The 25,695-nt window shown below is 61.8% G+C and carries 24 protein-coding genes; 10 read left to right on the forward strand and 14 right to left on the reverse strand.

Annotated features, from left to right (window positions below; genetic code table 11):
• Positions 1-112: 112 nt before the first annotated feature.
• The 8 genes from ACQ4V8_RS20805 to rsmB form a co-directional block, all read right to left on the reverse strand.
• The gene (locus tag ACQ4V8_RS20805; RefSeq protein ID WP_436572122.1) at positions 113-1,393 is read right to left on the reverse strand and encodes an EAL and HDOD domain-containing protein; all 1,281 of its coding nucleotides are present in this window, start codon (positions 1,391-1,393) and stop codon (positions 113-115) included.
• A 148-nt stretch (positions 1,394-1,541) separates the two neighbouring features.
• Complete coding sequence (locus tag ACQ4V8_RS20810) at positions 1,542-2,321, reverse strand: class II glutamine amidotransferase (protein ID WP_029496042.1); 780 nt, start codon at positions 2,319-2,321, stop codon at positions 1,542-1,544.
• Positions 2,322-2,398: 77 nt separating this feature from the next.
• Entirely contained in the window at positions 2,399-2,656 is a 258-nt protein-coding gene (locus ACQ4V8_RS20815; protein WP_010393222.1) for a BTH_I0359 family protein, read from the reverse strand.
• Positions 2,657-2,827: 171 nt separating this feature from the next.
• Positions 2,828-3,229 (reverse strand): hypothetical protein, encoded by a 402-nt coding sequence (locus tag ACQ4V8_RS20820; RefSeq protein ID WP_010393220.1) that lies wholly within the window; start codon positions 3,227-3,229, stop codon positions 2,828-2,830.
• On the reverse strand, positions 3,226-3,945 hold the full coding sequence (locus tag ACQ4V8_RS20825) for a response regulator (protein WP_010393218.1): 720 nt from the start codon (positions 3,943-3,945) through the stop codon (positions 3,226-3,228). The genes ACQ4V8_RS20820 and ACQ4V8_RS20825 overlap by 4 nt, the downstream gene beginning before the upstream one ends.
• 98 nt (positions 3,946-4,043) lie before the next feature.
• Positions 4,044-6,341, reverse strand: coding sequence for a sensor histidine kinase (locus ACQ4V8_RS20830; protein WP_029496041.1), 2,298 nt, complete (start codon positions 6,339-6,341; stop codon positions 4,044-4,046).
• Positions 6,341-6,973 carry a DUF4390 domain-containing protein gene (locus ACQ4V8_RS20835; RefSeq protein ID WP_010393214.1) on the reverse strand — a complete coding sequence of 211 codons (633 nt, stop codon included), beginning with the start codon at positions 6,971-6,973 and terminating at the stop codon, positions 6,341-6,343. Before ACQ4V8_RS20835 ends, ACQ4V8_RS20830 begins: the two co-directional genes overlap by 1 nt.
• A complete protein-coding gene (rsmB, locus tag ACQ4V8_RS20840) occupies positions 6,945-8,372 on the reverse strand; it encodes a 16S rRNA (cytosine(967)-C(5))-methyltransferase RsmB (protein ID WP_010393212.1) in 1,428 nt (475 codons plus the stop codon). Before rsmB ends, ACQ4V8_RS20835 begins: the two co-directional genes overlap by 29 nt.
• Positions 8,373-8,748: 376 nt before the next feature.
• Here rsmB and argS point away from each other — a divergent pair, with 376 nt between their 5' ends.
• Genes argS through ACQ4V8_RS20875 form a run of 7 tightly spaced genes read left to right on the forward strand, consistent with a single transcriptional unit; the run spans position 8,749 to position 14,979 of the window.
• The gene (argS, locus tag ACQ4V8_RS20845; RefSeq protein WP_070345823.1) at positions 8,749-10,458 is read left to right on the forward strand and encodes an arginine--tRNA ligase; all 1,710 of its coding nucleotides are present in this window, start codon (positions 8,749-8,751) and stop codon (positions 10,456-10,458) included.
• A gap of 20 nt (positions 10,459-10,478) precedes the next feature.
• Positions 10,479-11,195, forward strand: a complete 717-nt coding sequence (locus tag ACQ4V8_RS20850) for an SPOR domain-containing protein (protein ID WP_010393208.1) — start codon at positions 10,479-10,481, stop codon at positions 11,193-11,195.
• A 9-nt stretch (positions 11,196-11,204) separates the two neighbouring features.
• Positions 11,205-11,876 (forward strand): thiol:disulfide interchange protein DsbA/DsbL, encoded by a 672-nt coding sequence (locus tag ACQ4V8_RS20855; protein ID WP_010393206.1) that lies wholly within the window; start codon positions 11,205-11,207, stop codon positions 11,874-11,876.
• Between the two features lie 46 nt (positions 11,877-11,922).
• A complete protein-coding gene (locus ACQ4V8_RS20860; protein WP_070345825.1) occupies positions 11,923-12,705 on the forward strand; it encodes an SDR family oxidoreductase in 783 nt (260 codons plus the stop codon).
• 15 nt (positions 12,706-12,720) lie between these two features.
• Complete coding sequence (locus ACQ4V8_RS20865; RefSeq protein ID WP_070345826.1) at positions 12,721-13,524, forward strand: biotin--[acetyl-CoA-carboxylase] ligase; 804 nt, start codon at positions 12,721-12,723, stop codon at positions 13,522-13,524.
• 4 nt (positions 13,525-13,528) lie between these two features.
• Complete coding sequence (locus ACQ4V8_RS20870) at positions 13,529-14,287, forward strand: type III pantothenate kinase (RefSeq protein ID WP_010393201.1); 759 nt, start codon at positions 13,529-13,531, stop codon at positions 14,285-14,287.
• Positions 14,281-14,979, forward strand: coding sequence for an SPOR domain-containing protein (locus ACQ4V8_RS20875; protein WP_436572116.1), 699 nt, complete (start codon positions 14,281-14,283; stop codon positions 14,977-14,979). Before ACQ4V8_RS20870 ends, ACQ4V8_RS20875 begins: the two co-directional genes overlap by 7 nt.
• 69 nt (positions 14,980-15,048) lie before the next feature.
• On the opposite strand, the gene ACQ4V8_RS20880 is transcribed toward ACQ4V8_RS20875, so the two are convergent.
• From ACQ4V8_RS20880 to ACQ4V8_RS20905, 6 genes are all read right to left on the reverse strand, one after another.
• A complete protein-coding gene (locus ACQ4V8_RS20880; RefSeq protein WP_010393197.1) occupies positions 15,049-16,092 on the reverse strand; it encodes a septal ring lytic transglycosylase RlpA family protein in 1,044 nt (347 codons plus the stop codon).
• Positions 16,092-17,207 carry a rod shape-determining protein RodA gene (gene rodA, locus ACQ4V8_RS20885; protein ID WP_010393195.1) on the reverse strand — a complete coding sequence of 372 codons (1,116 nt, stop codon included), beginning with the start codon at positions 17,205-17,207 and terminating at the stop codon, positions 16,092-16,094. The genes ACQ4V8_RS20880 and rodA overlap by 1 nt, the downstream gene beginning before the upstream one ends.
• 73 nt (positions 17,208-17,280) lie before the next feature.
• Complete coding sequence (gene mrdA, locus ACQ4V8_RS20890; protein ID WP_070345828.1) at positions 17,281-19,248, reverse strand: penicillin-binding protein 2; 1,968 nt, start codon at positions 19,246-19,248, stop codon at positions 17,281-17,283.
• 12 nt (positions 19,249-19,260) lie between these two features.
• Positions 19,261-19,773, reverse strand: coding sequence for a rod shape-determining protein MreD (gene mreD / locus ACQ4V8_RS20895; RefSeq protein WP_010393191.1), 513 nt, complete (start codon positions 19,771-19,773; stop codon positions 19,261-19,263).
• Positions 19,770-20,828 carry a rod shape-determining protein MreC gene (gene mreC / locus ACQ4V8_RS20900; RefSeq protein WP_070345829.1) on the reverse strand — a complete coding sequence of 353 codons (1,059 nt, stop codon included), beginning with the start codon at positions 20,826-20,828 and terminating at the stop codon, positions 19,770-19,772. The genes mreD and mreC overlap by 4 nt, the downstream gene beginning before the upstream one ends.
• Positions 20,829-20,929: 101 nt before the next feature.
• The gene (locus ACQ4V8_RS20905) at positions 20,930-21,973 is read right to left on the reverse strand and encodes a rod shape-determining protein (protein ID WP_010393186.1); all 1,044 of its coding nucleotides are present in this window, start codon (positions 21,971-21,973) and stop codon (positions 20,930-20,932) included.
• A 351-nt stretch (positions 21,974-22,324) separates the two neighbouring features.
• On the opposite strand from ACQ4V8_RS20905, the gene gatC reads away from it, so the two are divergent.
• Genes gatC through gatB form a run of 3 tightly spaced genes read left to right on the forward strand, consistent with a single transcriptional unit; the run spans position 22,325 to position 25,688 of the window.
• On the forward strand, positions 22,325-22,627 hold the full coding sequence (gene gatC / locus ACQ4V8_RS20910; RefSeq protein ID WP_010393184.1) for an Asp-tRNA(Asn)/Glu-tRNA(Gln) amidotransferase subunit GatC: 303 nt from the start codon (positions 22,325-22,327) through the stop codon (positions 22,625-22,627).
• 51 nt (positions 22,628-22,678) lie between these two features.
• Entirely contained in the window at positions 22,679-24,175 is a 1,497-nt protein-coding gene (gene gatA, locus ACQ4V8_RS20915; RefSeq protein ID WP_010393182.1) for an Asp-tRNA(Asn)/Glu-tRNA(Gln) amidotransferase subunit GatA, read from the forward strand.
• Positions 24,176-24,212: 37 nt separating this feature from the next.
• Complete coding sequence (gene gatB, locus ACQ4V8_RS20920; RefSeq protein ID WP_436572123.1) at positions 24,213-25,688, forward strand: Asp-tRNA(Asn)/Glu-tRNA(Gln) amidotransferase subunit GatB; 1,476 nt, start codon at positions 24,213-24,215, stop codon at positions 25,686-25,688.
• Positions 25,689-25,695 lie beyond the last annotated feature (7 nt).

A 25,695-nucleotide genomic window follows, 5' to 3' on the forward strand; every position in this document is an offset into this window, starting at 1 on the left:
GCTGATCATCGGCGCCATGATGCGCAAGCTGGTGCACGTGGCATTCGGCGTGCTCAGGTCAGGAAAAATATTTGATCCGACCTTGCACGCCGCTTGACGGGGATAACAGTATCTACAGCGCATACCTGACAACGTTATCGCTCCATTCGTAGGCAGCCATTTCCAGCTCCACCAGGTCGTCCGGCGACATGGCCAGGTCGCGCAAGGTTGGCACGATCTCGCCTTCCATGTCTTCGATGCGCTCGATGCATTCGGCCAGGCGCAGCAAGTCGCCGTAGAAGCCTTCGCGCGACAGCAGTGCGGCGGCCACTTCATCGGTGACTTCGATCTGCGTGAGGATTTCCGACATCGGCACGCCGAACAGGGTATCCATCAGGGACATGATGCCGACCGTAAAGGCGATATCGGCCAGATGGGCATTGTTAGGGCGCAGTTTATGCGCGAGCAGTTCAAGCAAGCGGCCGCGCGTGGTGGCCAGCATCAGCAGCGGCGTCATGCTGTGGCCGCGCTTGCTTGGCTCGGCGTAGAGCATGATTTGCAGCCAGCGTTGCAATTGGCGACGGCCCAATACGGTCACGGCCTGACTCAGCGAATCGATGCGCTGACGCGCGCCCACGGCAGGCGTATTCACCAGACGCAGCAGATTCAGGGCCAGCGACACGTCGCGTTTGATGGCGCGCTCGATATCCATATTGCCGGCATCGGACGTGACCAAGGTCATCAGCTCCATGACCGCCAGTTGCGAAGGCGACAGTTTCTTGCCCGTCATGATGGCGGGCTTGGCGAAATAATAGCCTTGGAAATAATCGAAGTCCAGGTCCAGCGCCAATTTGAATTCTTCGCGTGTCTCGACCTTTTCCGCCACCAGTTTCTTTTGTTCCTGCTTGAAACGGGGTGCCAGCGCTGCCAGCACTTGCGGGTCGACCGTGCTCATGTCCATCTTTACATATTGCACCAGTGGCAACAACTGCTGCACTTGCGACGTATCCGACACCACGTTTTCCAGCGCGAAGGCGAAGCCATGTCCGACCAGTTCGCTGATGCGCGCGCGCACCTCCGGCGTGACGAGCATCGATTCGACGATTTCAAGCACCACTTTTTCGCGCGGCAAAAACACGAAAATGTCGCTCATGATCACGTCGGCATCGACGTTGACGAAACCGAGCGCATCGCCGATGACCCGTTCCATTCCCAGTTGGGAGGCATGGGCGATCACGGATGCCGTGGCGGACAGGTCGCTGGAAATATTGGCGGGGCCTACCGGAGCATTGCGGAATAGCAACTCATAGCCAAACAGGGCTTGATTGCGGTCAAGGATAGGTTGTCGCCCCAGATAAAACTCGCGCACGCGCAAGGGTTTCGGGGTGATGTCGTTGCTGGAAATATCGATCATTAAGTCTTCATCAATCAGGTCGAGTGACACCGGCAGCGCGGCGCCCGCATCAAGGTTCACTATTGACAATACTTTAGCTGAATTTTTGCCCGCACTGTGAGTATTTTGGCAGTAATCAAGCGTATTGTCGTCAACAAATTAGGCCAAATCAGGCCACTGGCATCTCTTGCACTATTGCGTCGACAAATAATTTCAATTCGCCCGGCGCAAACGCCGTCCATTGCTCATTTGTCGTCAGCGGCTGAGTAGCGATCAAGGCCACGCGGTCCTGCGGCGTCGTCACCTGGGAAAAGTCCACGCTCAGGTCGTCGTCAGAGAGTTTAGCAGTTGGAAACGGATGTTGTCGCACCAAATAATGCAGACTGGTCGAGCAATGGGCAAACAGCGCCTCGCCGCTCGACAACATCATGTTGAAGGTGCCGTGGGCGGCGATGCTGGGCAACAACTGCGCCAAGGCAGCGTGCAGTTGCGGCAACGCCGGCGGGGCATCGCCAAAGCGCGCGTGCAGCTCCTGCAGCAGGTAGCAGAAAGCGAGCTCGCTGTCGGTGCAACCGACGGGACGGTAACTACCCGTCAGCACGGGAAAGAATTCTTTCAAATCGCCATTATGCGCAAACACCCAGTAGCGGCCCCACAGTTCGCGCACGAAGGGGTGGCAGTTTTCCAGCGCTACCCGGCCTTGCGTGGCCTTGCGGATATGCGCGATGACATTGCGCGACTTGATGGGATAGCGTTTGATCAGTTCGGCCACGGGCGAGGCGATCGCCGCCTGGTGGTCGACGAAATGGCGCACGCCGGCGCCCTCGAAAAAGGCGATGCCCCAGCCGTCGTGGTGGGTATCGGTCTGGCCGCCGCGCATGGCGAAGCCGGTAAAACTAAATACAATGTCCGTAGGAACATTGCAATTCATTCCAAGAAGTTGGCACATGGTCTGTTTGCAGCAGGATAACCGGGCCACCATACCATGCCGCCCGGCGGATTGGTATGGTGGTGATAGCCATGCGACTAGTGCAACAGCACTGGCTGGCTCATGAGGGAATCGTAGCTGCCCAAAAATTCATCGATTTCTTCCATGCTGGGTTCGCTGGCGATCAATTCGGTGACGTCGCGGCGGAAATGCTGGGCCAGGACGCCGGCGATAAAGGTTTCGCGCTTGCCACCCTTGTCGACGATTTCATAGCCGCCAAAACGCAGCGCTTCCAGGTCGACGTCGGCGCCAAATTCCACCACGCTGTATTGCTCGCTGTTATAGATCAGATTCATTTTGCATCCTTCGCTCAGGCAGGAGAGGCTCCTGCGGTTTCAGAACAGAGGTGGGGCTGACACGCCGCCATTTCAAGCGCCGCACCATCCAACGGGCTACACAGTTGTAACGAGATGCAAATGCAACTGCAACTGCCATCATTCCATGTTGAAATCGTCAATCAGTCGCGCTCAGGAAACCGCTATGTCGGCTTGCAGCGCCAGCAAGCCATCATAGGGGCTGGCCGTAAGCCAGGTGCGCAATTGTTCGATGTGCGAGGCGTCGGCCAAGCTGACGAACAAGCGCGCCGGTGGATGGCGCAGCAGACGATTCAATGTTACACGCAATACGAGATTACCGCTGCAGCATAGGCAGCCGGGTGCGATGCGCAACAATTGCAATGGAAACGCTAAAGAAGGGGGGACTTGCGCCGCCAGGTCGGCCAGGATGGCGTTGCCATCGGCCAATCCCTCGAGGATCACGGCAGCTGCTTCATGCGGCGCCAAGGCTTGCGCGATGGCTGCCTCTCGTGCGGCGGCGCTCCCGCCGCTGACCAGGGTCAGCGGCGTTGGACGCCGCACGCCTGTCGTCACAGGCTTTTCTTGGCCAGCTTGCCCGGTTCGACGCCTAGCTGTTTCAGCTTGCGGTACAAATGGGTGCGTTCCAGGCCCGTTTTTTCCGCCACGCGGGTCATGCTGCCGCCTTCGCGCCCGAGATGGTGTTCAAAGTACATGCGCTCGAACGCATCGCGCGCCTCGCGCAGCGGCAAATCGAACGACAGGTTGTAGCCATGGCCTTCGGCCACCGCCGCTACGGCGATGCCTGGACGCACCATCAGCTGTTGCGGCGCGCTGCCGCCAAAGCTAGGCACTGGATGGCTGCTTTCCTCGGCCACCACGGGTGCGACTGCACGCGGCGCCACACTCGGCGCGCGCACGGTTTCCTGTGCCCGCGTCAAGCCTTGCTGGACCGCTTTCAGCAGTTTTTGCAGGGCAATCGGTTTTTCCAGGAAGTTCATGGCACCGATGCGCGTCGCCTCGACTGCGGTGTCGATGGTGGCGTGGCCCGACATCATGATCACCGGCATGGTCAACAAGCCATCGCGCTGCCACTCCTTGAGCAGGGTCACGCCATCGGTGTCGGGCATCCAGATATCGAGCAGTACCAGATCCGGCGCGCCCGCGGCACGCGCTTCACGCGCCTGCTGCGCATTTTCGGCCAGCTGGATAGCATGTCCTTCGTCTCCCAATATTTCCGAGAGCAACTCACGGATACCCATTTCATCATCCACTACGAGTATGTTTGCCATTCGTGTCTTGCCTTCCTCATTTCGCCGGCCGTCGCGCACAAGATGCACACGGCGGACAACTATGATTTTATTAGTGTTTTAAATACTAAACCAGACCCTCACGCCAGGAAATCCTGCGCGGAAGTGTCGGGAGCTAACTTTAACAGCAAAATGACCAGCGAAGCGCCATTGCCGTCGACCCGGTTCTCGATATCGATGCGTCCGCCGTGTTCATCGATAATTTTCTTTACCATCGCCAGGCCCAATCCCGTGCCGCGCGCCTTCGACGTCACATAAGGTTCGAAGGCACGCGCCAGGATTTTTGGCGCGAAACCAGGGCCATTGTCGGTGATGGCGAGCCGCACGGCGATTTTCACGCCGCCGTCCGCACTGCGATAATGAATTGCTTCCGTCCTTACGTCAATCCGCGGATGCGGCGAGTCCGGCAGCAGGTCGGCCATGGCGTCCTGCGCGTTCTGCAGCAAGTTATGGATAACTTGGCGCAGCTGGGTCGGATCGCCCATCACCATCGGCAGATTCGGCGCCAGCTGCGGGTGGATGATATCGCCATCATCGCCGCGCAGATAGAGATTCAGGATCTCTTCGATCAGTTCGTTCAGGCGCAAGGGCATGAGCACGGCCGGCGGCGTGCGCGCATAATCGCGGAAGTCATCGACCATACGCTTCATCGCGTCGACCTGCTTGACGATGGTGCTGGTGGCGCGGTTGAGCAGGTCGGCGTCGGACTGCTCCAGCTTGCCCTCCAGCTTCATCTGCAGGCGCTCGGCCGACAACTGGATGGGCGTGAGTGGATTCTTGATTTCATGCGCCAGGCGGCGCGCCACCTCGCCCCAGGCGATCGAGCGCTGCGCGGAAATGACGTCGGAAATATCATCGAACACGACGATGTAACCGCTGCCAGACTCCAGCGGCAAGCGCGAGCCGCGCGTCAGCAAGGTGATGTCATGCTCGTCGGCGCTACTGCCGAGGCGGCGCGGAATCTCGATCTGGCGCTGCCAGTGCAGGCGCTGCTGGTTGCGTCCCGAGGCCGATTGCGCGCTTTGCGCCGTGAAGGCGCTGATGATGGCACCGCCAAACTCTTCCATTCCAGTAATATTCGCCAACGGCTGCCCCACCGTGCTCATGCCCGAATGCTGCAAGATGCGCTCGACCGATTCATTGCACGTCACCAGTTTGAAATCGCCGTCGAGTACCATCACGCCAGCCGACATGTTCGCCAGCACCGATTCCAGGTGGGCCTTGGCGTTTTGCAACGCGGCGCGGTTGCTTTCCACGGCCGTGCGCGCGTCGAGTAACTGACGCGTCATGATGTTGAACGATTGCGTCAGTGTGCCCAGTTCATCCTTGGTCGCGACGATGGGGCGCGGCGACAGGTCGCCCTCGGCCACGGCACGCGTGCCTTCGGCCAGCAGCAGCAGAGGCTGGGCCAGCTTCCCGGCGATCAGGAAAGCGCTGCCGATGGCGCCAAAGATCGCCAGCAGCAGGGTCAAGGTGAGAATTTCCATGTACATCTTGCGCAAGCCCACGCGCGCGACAAAACGTTCTTTGTATTCGCTGTAGGCGGCGCGCAGCACCTCGCCATTGGTCGCCAGTTTGGGCGGCACCGCCTGCAGCAGTTGCAGGTAGCGTGGTGAGACGGAGGGTCCCGGCACGCCCACCAGCACCCGCAGGCGCAGGCTGGCGGCCGTTCCCAGCGATGCCGGCATGCCACCACGGAAACCACCACCACCCGACTCCGTGCCATCGTCGTGCAATTCCAGCCCCCCTTCGGCGGAGGCATAACCGGCTGGCGCAGCAGCCTGCACCAGCATGGCCGGGGTGGGTAAGTCGGCCGCACTGTGCGGCCCGGCGCTGGCCAGCAGCACGCCGTCGCCGCTGACAATCATCACATTTTGCATGCCCTCTTCGCGCAACAGGCTCGTCAGCACGGCCGGACTGGTCACCGGGTCGGCACCAAGTTCCTTGACGGCCTTGTGTCCCCGGTGGTCCAGTTCGACCAAGGCCGCATCGAGGCCGGCGCGACCCAGCTCAATCCCCGATTCCAGCGCCGCTTCGATCTTGACGTTGAACCAGGATTCGATGGAGTGGGATACGAATTGCACGGAGACAAGGAAAACCACCAGCCCCGGCAGGATACCGACGGCGGCGAACAGCATCACCAGGCGCGTCATCAGCTTGGAACCAAATTTGCCGCTCTTGTAGCGCGCGTACAGGCGTCCCAGGGAAATGCCCACCAACGCCAGCAGGGCCACGGCCACGGCGGCGTTCAGGCCCAGCAGCCAGGTGTAATAGCGGTCGAAAAAGCCGGAATTATTGGAAGCCGACGCCAGCAGGAACAGCAAGATACTGACAATGCCGCCGCCCACCACCAACAGATAGCGCAATACTTGACTCACTACTCCGCCGTGTACAAGAAGGTTTTTTTATTCGAAGCCAGGCGCCAGTCGCTATTGTTGAAGGCATTGACCTGTATCGGCTTGGGCAGGTAATCGCGGTCCATGCCCATGCGCAAGGTGACGTTATACGTCTGTCCCACTTTCAGCGCGCCGCGGCGCGCCACCTGCCAGCGGCTGGGACGGCGGATCAAAAACAATGCGTCGTCGAGCGTGGGGAAACTTTGTTGCAAGCCACCACCTGACACATGATACTGGCGCGTCAACACGTTGTACGACAGCTTGCTGGTCTGGCGTGCCACGATGGCTTTTTCATCGAACCAGTACCAGCGAGGCCGGGTCAGTTCGATTTCCGTCGTGAAATACAGCGGCACGCCATGCTGCACGGCATCATCGAGGTCGTGATTGAGATCAAACGAATAACTGGCGGCCAGCTTGTAGCCCTCCTCACTCGACTCGATGTAGGCACGGGTGATGTCGACCACGTCGGCGGCATGCGCGCGCGGCATGCTGCATGCCAGCATCAGCAACAGGGCCAGGAGTCGGAAGATGCGTGTTGTCACGAGTGTGCCGGTGGTGTCGGTAGGAAAAGGTTCGACGGATCGCTCAAGCCGCATTTTTTTGGAATAGCGCATAGAACAAACCGTCATGGTCCTGCTCCGCGCTGCCAGTCGGCAACAGCTGGCCAGGCGCTGTCAATCGGGTGGCATTATTGCGCACCGCAAATGCCGCCGCCTGCGCCTCGGACTCCTGCGGCCACAATGAACATGTCACGAATAACAATTTACCATCGGGGCGCAGCATCTGCCACAGGTTGTCCAGAATTTTGGCGGAAAGTGTTGCAAGTTGGAACGCATCACCCTTGCGGCGCAACCAGCGAATGTCCGGATGGCGGCGCACGATGCCCGAGGCAGTGCACGGCACGTCGGCCAGGATGCGGTCGTACTGCTGGCCGTCCCACCACGCGCTCGATTGCGCATCCTGCGCCTTCAAGCTTGCGTCCAGGCCCAGGCGCTCGAGGTTTTCCGCGATGCGCGGCAGGCGCTTGGCGTCGGCGTCGATGGCGGTGACCTGCACATCGGCCAGTTCCAGGATATGGCAAGTCTTGCCGCCGGGCGCCGCGCAGGCGTCGAGCACGCGCATGCCATCTTGCAAGTCCAACAGCGGTGCGGCCAGTTGCGCACCGGCATCCTGCACGGAAACGACGCCCTGCTCGAAGCCGGGAATCAGCGCCACGCCGATGGGCTTATCCAGGCGCACGGCAAACGGTCCCACCTGACGCGCCGCGATACCCGCTTCGGCCAGCACGGCCAGATACGCTTCGAGCGTGCTCTTGCGACGATTCACGCGCAGGGTGAGGGGCGGCACGGCATTGCCGGCCGTCAAAATGGCTTGCCAGTCGCGGGGATAGGCCAGGCGCAGTGAATCGATCCACCATTGCGGATAATTCCATTGCGCCACCGGTTGCTGCAGGGCCGCTTCCAGCAAGGACTTGCGCTCACGCAAGAAGCGACGCAATACGGCATTCACCATGCCCTTGGCGTGCGCCAGGTCAGGATGCGAGGTGGCCACCGTGACAGCTTGGTCGACCACGGTGAATTCTTCGTACGGCTGCTCGTCCGGCTCGGCCGACATCAGCGACAGTGCGCAGCACAGCAGCGCGGCGAGCATCGGCGGCTCGGGCGCCTTCGACGTCATCAGGCCGACCAGGGTTTCGCTGCGGCCCAGCTGGCGCATGGTGCGGTAGGAAATATCCTGGATTGCGCCGCGCGCCTGCGGGCTGGCATTCGATTGCGTAAATACCTTGGCCAGCGCCTGCGGCAAGGCCGTGCCCGTGCGCACTTGCGCCACGGCATTGGCGGCGCCGAGCAGGCAGAACGCCAGCGAGTCGGCGCGCAAATCGGGCTGGAAGCCTGGCTGCAAGACCGGTTTCAGGTCAGGATGATAGCTGGGACGCAATTTCGGTGCGGCAGAGGCGGACGCCTGGCCTGGCGCCGGCTTGGTTTTCAATTTCAGCGTGGGGCGCTTGTTCATAGTTATCCGGTGTGGCTGCGCGCGGCTGGCGGCATGGAGGAAAATACGCGGCCGCGCGTCATCAATAAAGGGTCGATTGTAGCGTTTGTGGCGCCCTCTGGCCCAAGCGATTGCAGCGATAAGGGCAATTTACGGAAAAAAACTGCATATATACAAGCAGAATGGGTCATGCTGATGTTTTCATGCACCAACATGGGCATATTATCCTGACAATATCGAGAAATGTGCTGGCTCGGCAACCTTGCCAGCAAGCGTATTGTTCCCGCCGGCAAACCAGTATAATTGACGCAGTCTGGGCGGCCTCGGTACTGGCCGTCCGTTTTGCTTTGTGATTCATTCTATTCATTCTTAACGCGGTTCCACCGCCATCCTGCTCATGCTCGCCCAACAGAAACAAGAAATCATCGCCCTGTTCCAGGCCGCCCTCGCTCCCGTCCTGGCCGGCACTTCGCTTGAGCCATCCGTGGTGCTCGAGCGACCACGCGACGCATCGCATGGCGACGTCGCCTGCAACATCGCCATGCAACTGGCCAAGCAGCTGAAACAGAATCCCCGCGAACTGGCGCAAACCATCGTCGCGGCCGTACTGGCCAATCCGGCTGGCCAGGGCCTGATCGAGGCAGTGGAAATCGCCGGTCCCGGCTTCATCAACGTGCGCGTCTGCGCCGCCGCCAAGCAGGCCGTGGTGAAGGCCATCCTCGGTGCAGGCGACAGCTATGGCCGCGGCACGGCAGGCGCCGGCCAGCAGGTCATCCTGGAATTCGTCTCGGCCAACCCGACCGGTCCGCTGCACGTGGGACACGGCCGGCAGGCAGCGCTGGGCGACGCGCTGTCCTCGCTGTTCGACGCGCAAGGCTACCAGGTGACGCGCGAGTTCTACTATAACGACGCGGGCGTGCAGATCCAGACCCTGGCCAATTCGGTGCAGGCGCGCGCGCGCGGCTTCGTGCCGGGCGACGCCGAATGGCCCGAGTCCGCCTATAACGGCGACTACATTGCCGACATTGCCAACGACTTCAAGGCCGGCAAGACCGTCTCGGCCAGCGACGGCCAGCCTGCCACTGCCAATGGCAACATCGATGACATCGAGTCGATTCGCCCGTTCGCCGTCACCTACCTGCGCAACGAGCAGGATATCGACTTGCAGGCGTTTGGCGTAAAGTTCGACAATTACTACCTCGAATCGTCGCTGTACGCGGACGGCAAGGTCAATAGCGCGGTCGAAACGCTGATCAAGGCAGGCCACACCTACGAGCAAGATGGCGCACTGTGGCTGCGCACCACCGACTTCGGCGACGACAAGGACCGCGTCATGCGCAAGACGGACGGCAGCTACACGTATTTCGTGCCGGACGTGGCGTATCACCTGGTGAAATGGCAGCGCGGCTTCATACAGGCCATCAATATCCAGGGCAGCGACCACCACGGCACCATTGCGCGCGTGCGCGCCGGCCTGCAAGCGGTCGACATGGGCATCCCGCAAGGCTACCCTGACTACGTGCTGCACAAGATGGTCACCGTCATGAAGGACGGCGAAGAAGTAAAAATTTCCAAGCGCGCCGGCTCCTACGTCACCGTGCGCGACCTGATCGAATGGTCGGGCGGCGGCGACATCACCAAGGGCCGCGACGCCGTGCGCTTCTTCCTGATCTCGCGCAAGGCGGACACGGAATTCGTCTTCGACGTCGACGTGGCGCTGAAAACTACGGATGAAAACCCGGTGTATTACGTGCAGTACGCGCATGCGCGCATCTGCCGCATCCTGGAAAACTGGGGCGGTGATGAAAGCACGGTCGCCGGCGTTGACTTGTCTCCCCTGACGGCGCCGACCGAAGCGACCCTGCTGGCGACCCTGGCCGCCTATCCGGAAATGCTGGCGCGCGCGCAAGCGGAACTGGGACCGCATCAAGTCGCCTTCTACCTGCGCGACCTGGCTGCCAACCTGCACAGCTTCTACTTCGCCGAAAAAGTGCTGGTCGAGGACGAAGCCGTCAAGCTGGCCCGCCTGGCCCTCGTCATCGCCGCGCGCCAAGTGCTGCGCAACGGTCTGGCACTGATCGGCGTGTCCGCGCCGAACAAAATGTAATCGCGAAGGTCATACCGCCTATGAATCACGCTTCCTCTTGCGCTTCGCGCGCCTGGCCGATCCGACGCCAGCAGGGTAATACCCTGGTCGGCATCATCATCGGCCTGGTCATCGGCCTGGGCATCGCCGTGGCGGTTGCCCTGGTGATCACCAAGGGTGCCTCGCCCTTCACCGACAAGTCGGGCAAGGCTGGCAAATCGGCCGAACCGACGGCCGGCCAGATCAGCGACCCGAACAAGCCGATGTACGGCAACAAGGAAGCGGCCAAGGAAGCGGCGCGCGACTTCTCCAAGGAGCCACGCGAGATCGTCACGCCGACGCAGCCAGTGGCGCCCGCGACAGCTACCGCGCAGCAGCCGAAGGCACCGCCGCCGGACGCATTACAGGAATTGATCGGTACCCTGAAAGACAAGCCGACGCCGAAAACGCCGGCCGCCGCGCCGGCAGTGCAAGCCAAGGCCGAAACGAAGGCTGAAGCCAAGGCCGATGCCGCCAGCGAAAAATGGATTTATTATTTGCAGGCCGGCGCCTTCCATGACATGTCAGATGCCGAAAGCACGCGCGGCAAACTGGCGCTGCTGGGCTTCGAAGCGGCCATCAGTGACCGCAGCACCGATGCCGGCGTGCTGCACCGCGTGCGTATCGGTCCGTTCAACCAGCTCGAATCGATGAATCGCGCGCGCACCAAGCTGTCTGAAAACGGCATCGATGTCGCCGTCGTGCGCAACCAAAAATAAGGAACCAGCATGCGTTTTTTGAAGCAAGTACTGTTTGCCGCCGCCCTGTGCACTGCGGCCCTGGGCGCATCGGCCTCGCCGGCCGAGCCGAAGAATGGCGTCGAGTACGAAACCCTGGCCACGCCGCAGGCGACGGAGTCGGGCAAGAAAATCGAAGTGACAGAATTTTTTGCGTATTACTGCCCGCATTGCAACGTACTCGAACCGCAACTGGCGGCCTGGGTCAAGAAACAGGGCGACAACATCGTCTTCAAGCGCGTGCACGTATCGCGCGATGACAGCGTGGCGCCACAGCAGCGCTTGTTCTTCACGCTGCAAGCGATGGGCCTGCTCGACAAGTTGCACACCAGCGTCTTCCACGCCATGCATGTGGAGCGCAACCGCCTGGCCACCGACGACGCCGTATTCGACTTCGTCGCCAAGCAGGGCGTGGAACGCCAAAAATTCATCGACACCTACCGTTCGATGGGGATCTCGGCGCGCGTGCGCCGTGCCGACGCCATGATGCAAGGCTATAACGTCAGCTTCTGGCCCATGATCGCCATCGATGGCCGTTACATCACGTCGCCGTCGCAAGCCGATCAAGGCAGCAAGTCGGCCAAGAACGAAGAGCAGCTGAATGCCCAGGCGCTCAGCGTGATGGACGTGCTGCTTGCGAAAGCCAAAGCGGAAAAGAAATAAGCATGTCTAGCTCCCTGGCGCTGCCCTGGCACGCGCGCATCGCCTGATGCGCAGCGTTTTCATCACCGGGGCGTCGAGCGGACTGGGCGCCGCTCTGGCGCGGCAATACGCGCGCCAGGGTGCCAGCCTCGGTTTGCTGGCGCGCCGCGGCGATACGCTGCAGCAGCTGATCGCCTCCCTGCCCCACCCTGAACGCCACCGCGCCTACGCCGTCGATGTATGCGACCACGCCGCGCTGAAAAACGCGGCGCAGGACTTCATCGCCCATGCCGGGCAAATCGACATCGTCATCGCCAGCGCCGGCGTGTCGTTCGGCACTCTGACCGAACACGCGGAAGACCTCGACGCCTTTGCGCGCCTCATCGCCATCAACGTCACGGCCACCGTTGCCACCTTCGCTCCCTTCATCGCTGCCATGAAAACCCAGGGCAGCGGACGCCTGGTGGGCATCGGCAGCGTGGCCGGCATACGCGGCCTGCCCGGCGCCGAAGCCTACAGCGCCTCGAAGGCAGCCGTCATCAGCTACTGCGAATCGCTGCGCCTGGAACTCAAGCCGGCCGGCATCAAGGTCGTCACCATCACACCCGGCTACATCGACACGCCGATGACGCGCCTCAACGCCTACCGCATGCCCTTCCTGATGCCGGCCGAAAAATTCGCCACGCGCGCCGCGCGCGCCATCGCCGACGGTGACAGTTACCGCGTGATCCCGTGGCAGATGGGCGTCGTCGCCAAGCTGCTGCGCGTGCTGCCCAATGCCATCTACGACATGGCCTTCGCGAATGCGCCGCACAAGGCGCGTAGCAAGCCATCCGGCGACAGCCAGTAAAACCACCCAAAAAAAATGACGAAGCACTCAGACCTGAACAGCGCGGCCATCGCCGCCCATTGCGCCGCGGGCGCCTCCCACGTAGCCATCGAAGTAGTCGGCGAAACTGGCTCGACCAACGCCGACCTGCTGGCGCGCTGCGCCACACTGACTGGGCCGACCCTGCGCATCGCCGGCCAGCAGACGGCCGGACGCGGACGCGCCGGAAGGCGCTGGGTGTCGCAGCCGGACGCCAGCCTGATGTTCTCGCTAGCCTGGCGCTTCAAGGGGCCGCTGCATCAACTGGTCGGTCTGCCGCTGGCCGTCGGCGTGGCGCTGGCAGAAAGCATGACGTCCCTGGGCGTGCCGGTGCAATTGAAGTGGCCGAACGACATACTCAAGGATGGCCATAAACTGGCCGGCATCCTGGTCGAGACGCAGCAGGCACAGGGCAACGACAGTGGCGGCGTGTGGGCCGTGATTGGCTGTGGCATCAATTTGCTGATGCCCGATGCGCTGGAACAGCAGATCGGACGCAGCGTCTCGGCCGTACCCTGGCTGGCGCAGATGGAACGCAATACGCTGGTGGCGGCCCTGCTCAGCCGTCTGGCCGGCGTGCTGGCCGAATTCGACGACACCGGCTTCGCGCCGTTTACCGAACGCTGGAATCTGCTCCACGCCTGGCAGGGCCAGCGCGTGAACATCCTCGACAACGGCCAGCTGCTGCAGCAAGGCATGGCTGCTGGCGTGGACCAGCTGGGACGCCTGCTGCTGCACACCGAGGGCGGCTTGCAGGAAATCATATCGGGCGACGTGTCGCTGCGCCTGAGCGGGGAGTAAGCACATGCTACTGCTGATAGACGCCGGCAATACGCGCATCAAATGGGCACTCGTGGCCGCCGAAAGTGACGTCGGCGGCTGGCTGGCCAGCGGCGCTGTCGCGCATGCGCAGATCGACACGCTGGCAGGCCAATGGGCCAAGCTCGCCATCAGCGCAGCGCTGCTGTCGAACGTCGCGGGCAGCGCCATCGGCATGCGCCTGCGGGCCATGCTGCCGGTAGCTGCGCGCGACTTTGCCTCACTGGCGCAACTGGCCGGTATCAGGAACGCTTACCGCGAGCCGTCGCAGCTGGGCTGCGACCGCTTTGCCGCCGCTATCGGCGCGCGTGTGCTGGCGCCTGGCCAAGCTGTCATCGTCGCCAATTGCGGCACCGCCACCACCATCGATGCCATCACGGCCGATGGCGTTTTCCTCGGCGGCATGATCTTGCCAGGATTGCGATTGATGGCCAGTTCGCTGGCGCGCAACACAGCGCAGCTGCCGCAAATCGCCGGCGACATCACGCTGCCAGCCGGCTTTGCCGACAACACGGACGATGCCATTTTGAGTGGATGCCTGGCCGCGCAAGCGGGCGCCATCGAACGGGCAGTGCGCATGCACGGCGCCAGCGCCTGCCTGCTGTCAGGCGGCGCCGCCGCGCGTATCGCGCCGGCGCTGGCACTGGCGGTACCGCTGCAACTGGTGGACAATATCGTCATGCTCGGCCTGCAGGCATCCGCGCGCGCCGGTGCCGCAGGAACACAAGGAAACCACGTATGCTGAAATTCGTCTTCTGGCTGCTGGCCGGCATCAACCTGCTGGTCTTGGCCATCGGCCAGGGTTATCTGGGTAGTTTTCGCAGCGAGACGCGCGAACCGGCGCGCCTGAAAAACCAGCTGCAGGCGGGCAAGCTCAGCTTGCTGACGCAGGAGCAGGCCATGACACCGGCTGCGCCAACGCCCGCCGAGGCAGCTGCGACGCCAGCACCGGCCGTACCGGAGCCGCCAACATCGTATGCCTGCACGGAGGTGGGCAATTTCCTGCTCGCTGACGGGCGCCGCTTCGAGGCACAAGTGGCAGCGCTGGACCTGGGCGAGCGCCAGTCGCGCCGCAACGTGGCCGGACAAGACATTTCCAGCTACATGGTGTACATCCCGCCGCAGGGCAGCAAGGAAGGCGCCGACCGCAAGGCCGGCGAGTTGAAGCAGCTGGGCGTGACGAATTACTTCATCATCAATGAAGGCAGCGCGCTGCGCTGGGGCATTTCACTGGGCGTCTTCAAGTCGGAAGGCGGCGCGCAAAACCAGCTGGCATCGCTCAACAGGCAGGGCGTGCACAGCGCCCGCATCGCGCCACGCTACAGCGCCAGCAAGCAGATGGCCTACCAGTTCCGCGACCTCGATGCCGCTACGCGCGCGCGCCTCGAAAAGATCAAGGTACAGTTCCCGGACCAGGAACTGCGCAGCTGCAAGTAAGCACCTGACCAAACCTGGTGCGCGTCGCGATGGCAAGCTGCGATGCTCGCTACGCTTTTGTCAGGTGCTTTATCTTTGAATGACGATGGGTTTGATGCCTGTCGATTCCGGCAAATTCGCCGCTGCGCGGGCCGCATCGGCACGGCTGGAGAACGGTCCGCCGTACAGACGGAACAAATTGCCTGCCTGCACCACCGCCAGCGTACCGAGGCCCGCCGCGTACGGTGCCAGGCGCGCACGCCCGGTTTCCGCATTATCGGCGCGCGAGTAGGCACCCAACTGCAAATAAAAGCCGCTCAGCAGCGCCGCCGGAGCCGGCATCGCCAGCGTCGCATCGACGGGCAGCATTTGCGTCGACACCTGCGGCTGCAGCACGGTGCCCGTTTCCACTGGCGTATCGATGGAGATGGCCACCACCGACGGTACAGGCTTGGGCGCCGCTCGCGCCGCCAGCATGGCGTCGATATCGGCTGGCAGCAAGCGTTCCACCACTACCTGATGGCTACCCTTGCCCAGAAAGCCCAGTTTCAGCGCCGCCGTGTAGGATACATCGATCGCACGCGTGGCGTGGAAGGGACCACGGTCATTGATACGCACGATCACCTGCGCGCCGCTGTCGATGCTCGTCACGCGCGCATACGAGGGAATCGGCAAGATCGGATGGGCCGCCGTCATCTTGTACATATCGTAGATTTCACCCGACGAAGTGCGCTGGCCATGGAATTTCTTGCCATACCAGGTGCCCGTGCCCTTCTGCGTGAACGGTTCGTTGTCGGTAATCGGCGTGTACGTCTTGCCAAACACCACGTAGGGACGATTCGAGCGCGTCGAATACGGCTCGTTGCGCACTTCCGCATCCGGCACATCGCGCAGGTTGGCCGGCGGATTGTCGCCCGGGCCATCATCCTTGTAGTAGCCGCCGCGCCCGGAGCCGGCCGCCGGCAACACCGGCAGGGTCGGATCCGGGCGCGCGGCGGACTTGGCCTTGCCGCCTGACGGCAGCGGCACATTATTGGCTGCAGGCTTGAGCGGCGAGGTGCCGCAGGCGGCTAGGCTCAGCAAAGCAAGCAAGCCCAGCCCGCGCATGGCGAAGGTATCGAAAGGCGCGCGCATCAGGTCTGCACCAGCTTGCGATGACGCTGGATGCTCATCAGGATACCGGTGGCCACGCCCAGCGTCAGCAGCGCGGTACCGCCATAGCTGAGGAAAGGCAGGGGAACGCCGACCACCGGCACGATGCCGCTGACCATGCCCATGTTGACGAACGCATACGTAAAGAAAATCATTGTGATCGCTCCTGCCAGCAGGCGAGTGAAAAAACTGGGGGCGTTGGCGGCGATCATCATGCCCCGTCCCACCAGCAGCAAATACATCAGCATCAGCATCAGATTACCCACCAGACCGAACTCTTCCGAATACACGGCGAAGATGAAATCGGTCGTGCGCTCCGGGACAAATTCCAGGTGCGCCTGGGTGCCGTGCGTCCAGCCCTTGCCCGTCATGCCGCCGGAGCCGATGGCGATGATGGACTGGATAATATGGAAGCCCTTGCCCAGCGGGTCCTTGGTCGGGTCGATCAGCATCATTACACGGTCGCGCTGGTAATCATGCAGATGCGACCAGGCGATCGGCAGGCAGCAAACAAAGGTGATCAGCAAGCCGGCCAGTACTTTCCATGACAGGCCCGCCAGGAAGATGACGGTAAAGCCGGCCGCCACCACCAGCAGTGCCGTGCCCAGGTCGGGCTGGCGCGCGATCAGGTAGACGGGCACCAGCAACAGCACGGCCGCCATCAGGAACGATTTCCAGCGCAGGGCGCCCGCATTGTGCTGGAAGAACCAGGCCAGCATCAGGGGCGTGGCGATCTTCAGGAACTCGGACGGCTGGATGTCGATCACGCCGAGATGCAGCCAGCGCCGCGCACCGAGCTTGATCGTGCCGAACAACGCCACGGCCACCAGCAGTATCACCGATACCGTGTACGCGGGCACGGCGATGCGCATCATCATCTGCGGCGTGACGTTGGCTGCCACCCACATGACGAAAAAGCACAGCAAGATGTTGCGCAGGTGGTCCTCGATCTTGCCGGGAATGCCGATGCTGGCAGAATACAGGGTCAGCAGGCTGGTACAGAGCAGCATCAGGATGATGATCATCAGCGGCGGATCAAACACCGCCAGATAGGGCTTGGCGCGCCGCCACAGCGAGCGCCTCTCGTTAATGGGCATGTGCTTCCTTATTGCCTTGGGGTCTGGCGCGCCGCCATCGCGTGCGCCTCGCGTAATGGGAAACGTTTCATTGTTACCTGGCAGGCGCCGCCGGGGCAGCCTGCTCATCAGTGATTTCTTCCAGGGTGCGCACTTCGTCGACATCTTCCTTCGGCACCTTGGTAGTGTCTTTTTCCTTGTCGCTTGGGCGCTTGCCCAGCAGGTAATAGTCGAGCGCCTTGCGCGCAATCGGCGCAGCCACGCCGGCACCGAAGCCCGCGTTTTCCACCACGATGGCAATCGCGATGCGCGGCTTGTCGGCCGGCGCGAAGGCCGTAAACAAGGCATTGTCGCGCAGGCGCTCGGCCAGCAGCTTGGCATTGTACTTCTCGTTTTTCTTGATGCCCACCACCTGCGCCGTACCCGTCTTGCCGCCCACCGTATACTGCACGCCAGCGAAGATGCGCGCGGCCGTGCCGCCCTGTTCGCTGGTCACGCCCACCATGGCGCGCTTGATGGTATCGATGTTTTCCTGCTTGAGCGCGATGCGGTAACTTTCCTTCGGCACCGTCAGGGTACGCGCGCGCGTGGCGGCGTCTTCGATGATCTTCACCAGATGCGGCTTCATCACCACGCCGTTATTGGCCAGGTTGGCTGTTGCGTGGGCGATTTGCAGCGGCGTATAGGAATTGTAGCCGGAACCGTTACTCACCGAAATCGTGTCGCCGCCCACCCATTTTTTCTGCTGTGGCGCCTTGAAGCGGTTGCGCTTCCATTCCATCGACGGCAGCACGCCCGTCTTTTCATTATTCAGGTCGATACCCGTCAACTGGCCGAAGCCAAACGGCTTCATGAAGTCGTGGATGGCATCGATGCCCATATCGCGGCCCAGCTGATAGTAATAGGTGTTGCAGGATACGACGATGGACTTGTGCATATCCACCGTGCCATGGCCACCCACCTTGTCATCGCGGAAGGTGTGGCCGCCCAGGATGAAGAAGCCGGGATCGGCAATCGACTGGCTCGGCGTACGCTTGCCCAATTCAAGGGCGGCCAGCGCCATGAAGGGCTTGAAGGTCGAGCCTGGCGCGTAGGTGCCCGATAGGGGGCGATTCACCATCGGCCGGTCCAGCGAGGTATTGAGTTCATTCCAGCTTTGCTGGTCAATGCCGTCGACAAACAGGTTAGGGTCGTAGCCGGGCTTGGAGACGTAGGCCAGGATATCGCCCGTGGCCGGATCGATCGCCACGGCCGCACCGCGCCATTCGCCAAACGCTTCCTCGACCACTTTTTGCAATTCGATGTCGATCGACAGGATCAGGTTATTGCCAGGCGTCGCTGCCGTGCGCGACAAGGTGCGCATGGCGCGCCCGCCGGCCGACACTTCCACTTCTTCGTAGCCGGTGGTGCCATGCAACTGCTTTTCATAGCTTTTTTCCAGGCCTTCCTTGCCGATATGGTCGGTGCCGTTGTAGTTTGCCGCGTCATCGCCCTCGTCCAGCGCCTTGGCTTCATTGCGGTTGATGCGGCCAATGAAGCCGACCACGTGCGACGCTACCTCGCCCATCGGATACTGGCGGAACAATCGCGCCTGCACCTCCACGCCGGGGAAGCGGAAACGCTGGGCCGTGAAACGGGCCACTTCTTCATCCGTCAGGCGCGTGCGCAGAGGCACGCTGACAAAATTCTTTGATTCTTCCAGCAGCTTCTTGAAGCGGCGGCGATCCTTGATGTCGATCTGCACCAAGGTTGACAGCTCGTCGATCACCGAATCGAGGCTGGTACTCAGTTTCGATGGCGTGATTTCCAGCGTATAGGCCGAGTAATTGCGCGCCAAAACCACGCCGTTGCGGTCAAGGATCAGACCGCGCGTGGGCACGATGGGCACCACGGCGATGCGGTTGTCTTCGGCCTTGGTCGCGTAGTCTTCGTGTTTGATCACCTGCAGCCAGATGAAGCGTGCCAGCAGTAGTGAAAAGCAGAGAAAGACAAGCGCGCCCAGGATGCTCAGGCGCATGCGGAAAAAATGCAGTTCGCGCTCGGTATTCTTAAGTTCAGTCATGGCAGGCGCGCGTCAAATCGGCCGGTTATGGTCACGGTCCACGGCGCGGCGCTGCGGCGCCAGCAGGAGCCATGTAACGAAGGGCCACAGGGCCACGGCGACGAAGCTCTCGATGAAATTGAGCCAGCCGGGGAAACGGCCCGAGACGATCAGGCGCGTCAGCAACTGCAAGGCCTGCGTCAGCAGCAGCAGCGGCAGTACGTGCAGCGCCTGGGTCAGGATGGGGAACCACAGCACGCGGCGGTGCATCATGATGGCGAAGTAGGACAGCAAGGTGTAGGCCAAGGCATTCTCGCCCAGCAGGGTCGAGTCGTGCACGTCCATCATCAAACCCATGAAGAACGCCATACCGATGCCGACCTTGCGCGGCTGGTGGACACCCCAGAAAACCAGCACCAGGGCGACGAAATCAGGCACGCCGACGAACTGCCCCCACGGCAGCAGGTTCAGCAGAAAAGCGCACAGCAGGGAAAAACCGATGAACAGGGGGCTGACCGGCAGCAGGATGTAATGCGGGCGGTTCATCGTGTCGCTTCCTTCGGTGGCACGGCAACTGGTGTGGTGGCAGCCGCAGGCGCCGCCGGTTTGGGAAGCGGGCTGGCGGGTGGCTTGACGGCCGGCGTGGCGGGCGCCGGCACGGGCGCGGCACCGGCAGCAGGCTCCTTGGCCGCTTCCTTGATCGGCGCCATCTTGCCAGCGATCTTGCGGCCCGTCTTGACTTCTTCGCTCGGCGGGCGGGCCGGCATCTCGGGCGAGGTCATCAAGATCAGCAGTTGGGTATTGCGTTCGATGCCGGCCAGAGGCTGGCACACGACGCGGCCAAATGGACCATGCGCATTGCGCTCGACCAGCGTCACGCGCGCCACGGCCAGGCCGGCCGGGTACAGGCCGTCGAGGCCCGAGGTAATAACGATATCGCCGATCTGGATGTCGGCGGTGGGGGCCGTAAAGCGCAGCTCCATGGTGCCGGACTTGCCGCGGCCGATGGCCACGCTGCGCACGCCGTTGCGCAGCAGCTGCACCGGAATGGCCTGTTCTTCATCGGTCAGCAAGGTCACTTCCGAGGTGAACGGAAACACGCGCGTGACTTGTCCCACCACGCCCAGGTTGTCGATCACGGGGCGGCCCAGCTCGACGCCATGCTGCATGCCCCGGTCCAGCACGAGCTTGCGCGTGGCAGAATCGCGCGTGTCATACAGCACTTCAGCCATCAGGGTCTTGACGGGCACGCGTTCGCGCGCCTCCATCAATTTACGCAAATGGTTGTTTTCAACGATATTGAGCTGCGCCTGCTGCATGATCTGTGCCGAGGCGATTTGTTCGTGCTTCAGGTCGCGCACCTGTTTTTCCAGCGCGGACAGCGAAGAAAAGTAGTTGCCGACGCCAAGCACCACATCGCGCGGCACCAGGGCAGCCATCTGCACCGGGTACAGCACGGTGCCGACTGCCTGGCGCACGGCCGTCAAGGCGTGCATGCGCGAATCGAGCAGCAACAGGGCGATAGAAATGCCGGCGAACACCATCATCTTGACGCGGGCGGAAGCGCCTTGTTTGAAAAGTGGCGGAGGACTGTATTCCATGACATCCAATAATCAGGCGCAGTACGCCAACGTGCAAGCCCCGGTCGAACGCCGGCGCCAAAACCAAAGCCGGAGACCCGCTCTCCGGCCCGTTGATCCGATTATTCGTAGGAGAAGATCGAGCCGAGCTTGTCCATACGCTCCAGGGCCATCCCGGAACCGCGCACCACGCAGGTGAGCGGGTCCTCGGCCACCAGCACCGGCAAGCCGGTTTCCTCCATCAGCAGGCGGTCCAGGTCGCGCAGCAGTGCGCCGCCGCCTGTCAGCATCATGCCTTTTTCGGCGATGTCGGCGCCCAGTTCCGGCGGAGTCTGTTCCAGCGCGTTCTTCACAGCCGAGACGATGTTGTTCAGCGGGTCGGTCAGCGCTTCGAGAATCTCGTTGCTGGAAATGGTGAACGAGCGCGGAATGCCTTCGGACAGGTTGCGGCCCTTGACTTCCATTTCCTTCACTTCCGAGCCAGGGAAAGCCGAACCGATGGCCTTCTTGATGGCTTCGGCCGTTTGTTCGCCGATCAGCATGCCGTAGTTGCGACGGATGTAGTTGACGATGGCTTCATCGAACTTGTCGCCGCCCACGCGCACGGAACCCTTGTAGACCATGCCGCCCAGCGAAATGATGCCCACTTCCGTGGTACCGCCACCGATGTCGACTACCATCGAGCCGGTCGCTTCGGACACGGGCAAGCCCGCGCCGATGGCCGCAGCCATCGGTTCTTCGATCAGGTAGACCTGCGATGCGCCGGCGCCGAGCGCCGATTCGCGGATTGCGCGGCGCTCGACCTGGGTCGAACCGCACGGCACGCAAATGATGATGCGCGGCGATGGACGGAAGAATTTCGAATCGTGCACCATGCGAATGAATTGCTTGAGCATCTGCTCGGTCACGGTGAAGTCGGCGATCACGCCATCTTTCATCGGGCGGATCGCTTCGATATTGCCCGGCACCTTGCCCAGCATTTGCTTGGCTTCCTTGCCGACTGCCTGAATGGTCTTCTTGCCGTTCGGACCGCCTTCCTGGCGGATGGCGACGACCGATGGTTCGTCCAGGACAATACCGAGGCCGCGCACATAGATAAGGGTGTTGGCCGTGCCTAAGTCAATGGCCAGATCGGTGGAGATATACCTGCGTAAAAAACCAAACATGAGTGTCCTGTAGCGCATCGAGCTGCGCAAAAGCTGTTTATGGGGAGTTTCAAAGCGGGCGCTTTCAGGCCCCATGAAAATCCATGAAGACGATTTTCTCGGGTGTCGCTTAGCGCTTGCGCAATCTTTTCTATGCTGCGGCAGCAGTCCATCAGCGCCGGCAACGCATTAACCCGCCATTCTACCTTATAATTTGAATGCGATTTGCTCAAAAACCATGGAAAAGTGCGACTCTTGCAGCCGCAAATTACGCGGCATTCCTTGGCTTTTATGCGCAAAAGAGCAGTACATACTCGCGTTTTATCAAAACGCCAACTTAATACTAATGCGCGGCACTCCGCGCCATTCGCCATGTCCCTGACACTCTCCGACGTAAAACGCATCGCCCACCTGGCACAACTCGAAATGGCCGACGATCAGGCCGTCACGTCGTTGGCCCAATTGAACAAGATTTTTGCACTGGCGGAACAAATGCAAGCCGTCAATACCGATGGCGTGGCCCCCCTGAGCCATCCGCTGGCCGCCCACATGGACAATATCGCCTTGCGCTTGCGCGAGGACATTGCCACCGAGGCAAATCGCCGCGAGGCCTACCAGGCCGTGGCACCGAAAGTCCAGGATGGACTCTATCTGGTACCAAAAGTAATCGAGTAAAGCGCAGCTCCATGCTTTTGTCTTCCCGTCGAATATCAAAATAGAAACGCCATGCATACAAAATCCATCAAACAGCTGTCCACGCTTTTGCAGAACAAGGAAATTTCCGCCGTTGCACTGGCGACGCACTTCCTCGACCGCATCGCAGCGGACACTTCGAACGCCTTCCTGCACGTCGACCGTGATCTGACCCTGGCGCAAGCTGCCGAAGCCGATGCGCGCATCGCCGCCGGCACGGCCACGCCATTGACGGGCGTGCCGATCGCGCACAAGGACCTGTTCGTCACTAAAGGCTGGCGCACGACGGCCGGCTCGAAGATGCTGGCCAACTACGCCAGCCCGTTTGACGCCACCGTGGTGGAAAAATTCCAGGCGGCCGGCATGGTCACCCTGGGCAAGGTCAATTGCGATGAATTTGCCATGGGTTCCGGCAACGAGAACTCGGCCTTCGGCGCCGTCAAGAATCCTTGGGATACAACAGCAGTGCCTGGCGGCTCGTCCGGCGGCTCGGCCGCCGCCGTTGCTGCCGGCCTGACGCCAGCGGCCACCGGCACCGACACGGGCGGCTCAATCCGCCAGCCGGCCGCGTTTTGCGGCATCACCGGCATCAAGCCCACCTATGGCCGCGTCTCGCGCTTCGGCATGATCGCCTTTGCCTCGTCGCTGGACCAGGGCGGCCCGATGGCCCGCTCGGCCGAAGACTGCGCCCTGCTCTTGAGCGCCATGGCCGGCTTCGACGAACGCGACTCGACCAGCCTGTCACCGCAACAGGGCGGCGTGGCGGAAGATTTTTCACGCGAACTGGGCCAGCCCCTGACGGGCTTGCGCATCGGCGTGCCGCGCGAATACTTCGGCGAGGGCCTGGCCAAGGACGTGGAAGCGGCCGTGCGCGGCGCGCTGGCGCAATATGAAAAGCTGGGCGCCACCCTGGTCGACATCTCGTTGCCGAACACCGCCCTGTCGATTCCCGCCTACTACATGATCGCGCCGGCCGAAGCGTCGTCCAATCTGTCGCGCTACGACGGCGTGCGCTACGGCCACCGCGCCACCGAGTACAAGGACTTGCAGGACATGTACAAGAAATCGCGCGCGCAGGGCTTCGGCCCGGAAGTGCAGCGCCGCATCATGGTCGGCACCTATGTGCTGTGCCACGGCTACTACGACGCCTACTACCTGAAGGCGCAAAAAATCCGCCGCCTGATCGCGCAAGATTTCGACGCCGTACTAAATGGCCCGAACGCCGTCTGCGACGTCATCATGGGACCGGTCGCGCCAACTGTCGCCTGGGACCTGGGCGACAAAACGGACGATCCGGTGGCGAACTACCTGGCCGACATCTACACCTTGTCGACCAGCCTGGCCGGCCTGCCCGGCATGTCGATCCCTTGCGGTTTCGGCAGCGGCGAAAAAAATGCCAAGCGCCCCGTCGGCCTGCAAATCATCGGCAATTATTTTGGCGAAGCCAAGCTGCTGAACGTGGCCCACCAGTTCCAGCAAGTGACAGACTGGCATACACGCGCTCCAGGCAACGCAACTGCCGGCATCTAAGAAAAAATTCGCGCCGCCATGGCGGCGCCACCAAAAAATAAGCGAGAACACTATGCAATGGGAAGTCGTCATCGGTCTTGAGAACCACGTGCAGCTCACGACCGAATCCAAAATTTTCAGCGGTTCGCCGATCAAGTACGGCGCCGACGCCAACACACAGGCCAGCCCCGTCGACCTGGCGCTACCGGGCGTGCTACCCGTCATGAACAAGCAAGCCGTCGACCGTGCGATCCGCTTCGGCCTGGCCGTTGGCGCCACGGTGGCGCCGCACTCGGTCTTCGCGCGCAAGAACTATTTTTATCCCGATTCGCCCAAGGGCTACCAGATCAGCCAGTTCGAAGACCCTGTCGTCATCGGCGGCGCGCTGACCTTCGGCTATGAAAAGGATGGCCAATTCGTCACCAAGACGGTGAACCTGACGCGCGCCCACCTGGAAGAAGACGCCGGTAAATCGCTGCACGAAGACTATGCGGGCATGAGCGGCATCGACTTGAACCGCGCCGGTACGCCACTGCTGGAAATCGTCTCGGAACCGGAAATCCGCAGCGCCGCCGAAGCCGTGGCCTACGCCAAGGCCCTGCACTCGCTGGTCATGTGGCTGGGCGTATGCGACGGCAACATGCAGGAAGGCTCGTTCCGCTGCGACGTCAACGTCTCCGTGCGTCCCGTCGGCCAGAAAGAATTCGGCACCCGCTGCGAAATCAAGAACCTGAACTCCTTCCGCTTCATCGAGGAAGCCGTGCACGTCGAAGTGCGCCGCCAGATCGAGCTGATCGAAGACGGCGGCAAGGTGGTGCAAGCGACGCGTTTGTACGATCCGGATCGCAAGGAAACGCGCGAAATGCGCAGCAAGGAAGACGCTCAGGATTACCGCTACTTCCCGGACCCTGACCTGCCGCCGCTGGTTATCTCGCCAGAGTGGATCGCCACGGTCAAGGCCTCGATGCCGGAACTGCCAGCGGCCATGCGCGCGCGCTTCATCAGCGAATACGCGCTGCCTGAATATGATGCTCTGGTGCTGACGCAATCGAAAGCCATGGCCACCTATTTCGTCGCCGTGGTCGACAAGGCCGGCAAGGAAAACGCCAAGGCCGCCGCCAACTGGCTGATGGGCGACGTATCGTCGACCCTGAACCGCGAAGGCGTGGACCTGGACGACGCCCCCGTCTGCGCCGCGCAGCTCGCTGCCATGCTCAAGCGCATCGCCGACGGCACGATCTCGAACAAGGCGGCGAAAGAAGTCTTCGCCGGCATGTGGGAAGCCAAATCAAACGACGAAAATCTGGTCGATACCATCATCGATGCCAAGGGCTTGAAACAGATTTCGGACACGGGCGCACTGGAAGCCATCGTCGATGAAGTCCTGGCGGCCAACGCCAAGTCGGTAGAGCAGTACCGCGCAGGCAAGGAAGCGGCCATCAACGCGCTGATCGGACAAGCCATGAAGGCATCCAAGGGCAAGGCCAATCCGGCCCAGCTGACGGAACTGCTGAAAGCCAAGCTGGCGGGATAAGCGCCTG

The sequence above is a fragment of the Janthinobacterium paucivorans genome, assembly GCF_051380805.1.
GTDB classification, from domain to species: Bacteria; Pseudomonadota; Gammaproteobacteria; order Burkholderiales; family Burkholderiaceae_D; genus Janthinobacterium; species Janthinobacterium lividum_D.

Coding starts and splice junctions, on each gene's coding strand:
- mrdA (WP_070345828.1), bottom strand. CDS start 19,248: ATGACTGAACTTAAGAATACCGAGCGCGAACTGCATTTTTTCCGCATG.
- ACQ4V8_RS20855 (WP_010393206.1), top strand. CDS start 11,205: ATGCGTTTTTTGAAGCAAGTACTGTTTGCCGCCGCCCTGTGCACTGCG.
- ACQ4V8_RS20865 (WP_070345826.1), top strand. CDS start 12,721: ATGACGAAGCACTCAGACCTGAACAGCGCGGCCATCGCCGCCCATTGC.
- ACQ4V8_RS20810 (WP_029496042.1), bottom strand. CDS start 2,321: ATGTGCCAACTTCTTGGAATGAATTGCAATGTTCCTACGGACATTGTA.
- ACQ4V8_RS20880 (WP_010393197.1), bottom strand. CDS start 16,092: ATGCGCGCGCCTTTCGATACCTTCGCCATGCGCGGGCTGGGCTTGCTT.
- gatA (WP_010393182.1), top strand. CDS start 22,679: ATGCATACAAAATCCATCAAACAGCTGTCCACGCTTTTGCAGAACAAG.
- rsmB (WP_010393212.1), bottom strand. CDS start 8,372: ATGAACAAGCGCCCCACGCTGAAATTGAAAACCAAGCCGGCGCCAGGC.
- ACQ4V8_RS20850 (WP_010393208.1), top strand. CDS start 10,479: ATGAATCACGCTTCCTCTTGCGCTTCGCGCGCCTGGCCGATCCGACGC.
- gatC (WP_010393184.1), top strand. CDS start 22,325: ATGTCCCTGACACTCTCCGACGTAAAACGCATCGCCCACCTGGCACAA.
- ACQ4V8_RS20870 (WP_010393201.1), top strand. CDS start 13,529: ATGCTACTGCTGATAGACGCCGGCAATACGCGCATCAAATGGGCACTC.
- ACQ4V8_RS20815 (WP_010393222.1), bottom strand. CDS start 2,656: ATGAATCTGATCTATAACAGCGAGCAATACAGCGTGGTGGAATTTGGC.
- ACQ4V8_RS20860 (WP_070345825.1), top strand. CDS start 11,923: ATGCGCAGCGTTTTCATCACCGGGGCGTCGAGCGGACTGGGCGCCGCT.
- mreD (WP_010393191.1), bottom strand. CDS start 19,773: ATGAACCGCCCGCATTACATCCTGCTGCCGGTCAGCCCCCTGTTCATC.
- ACQ4V8_RS20905 (WP_010393186.1), bottom strand. CDS start 21,973: ATGTTTGGTTTTTTACGCAGGTATATCTCCACCGATCTGGCCATTGAC.
- ACQ4V8_RS20825 (WP_010393218.1), bottom strand. CDS start 3,945: ATGGCAAACATACTCGTAGTGGATGATGAAATGGGTATCCGTGAGTTG.
- argS (WP_070345823.1), top strand. CDS start 8,749: ATGCTCGCCCAACAGAAACAAGAAATCATCGCCCTGTTCCAGGCCGCC.
- ACQ4V8_RS20805 (WP_436572122.1), bottom strand. CDS start 1,393: ATGATCGATATTTCCAGCAACGACATCACCCCGAAACCCTTGCGCGTG.
- mreC (WP_070345829.1), bottom strand. CDS start 20,828: ATGGAATACAGTCCTCCGCCACTTTTCAAACAAGGCGCTTCCGCCCGC.
- rodA (WP_010393195.1), bottom strand. CDS start 17,207: ATGCCCATTAACGAGAGGCGCTCGCTGTGGCGGCGCGCCAAGCCCTAT.
- ACQ4V8_RS20835 (WP_010393214.1), bottom strand. CDS start 6,973: ATGCGCTATTCCAAAAAAATGCGGCTTGAGCGATCCGTCGAACCTTTT.
- ACQ4V8_RS20875 (WP_436572116.1), top strand. CDS start 14,281: ATGCTGAAATTCGTCTTCTGGCTGCTGGCCGGCATCAACCTGCTGGTC.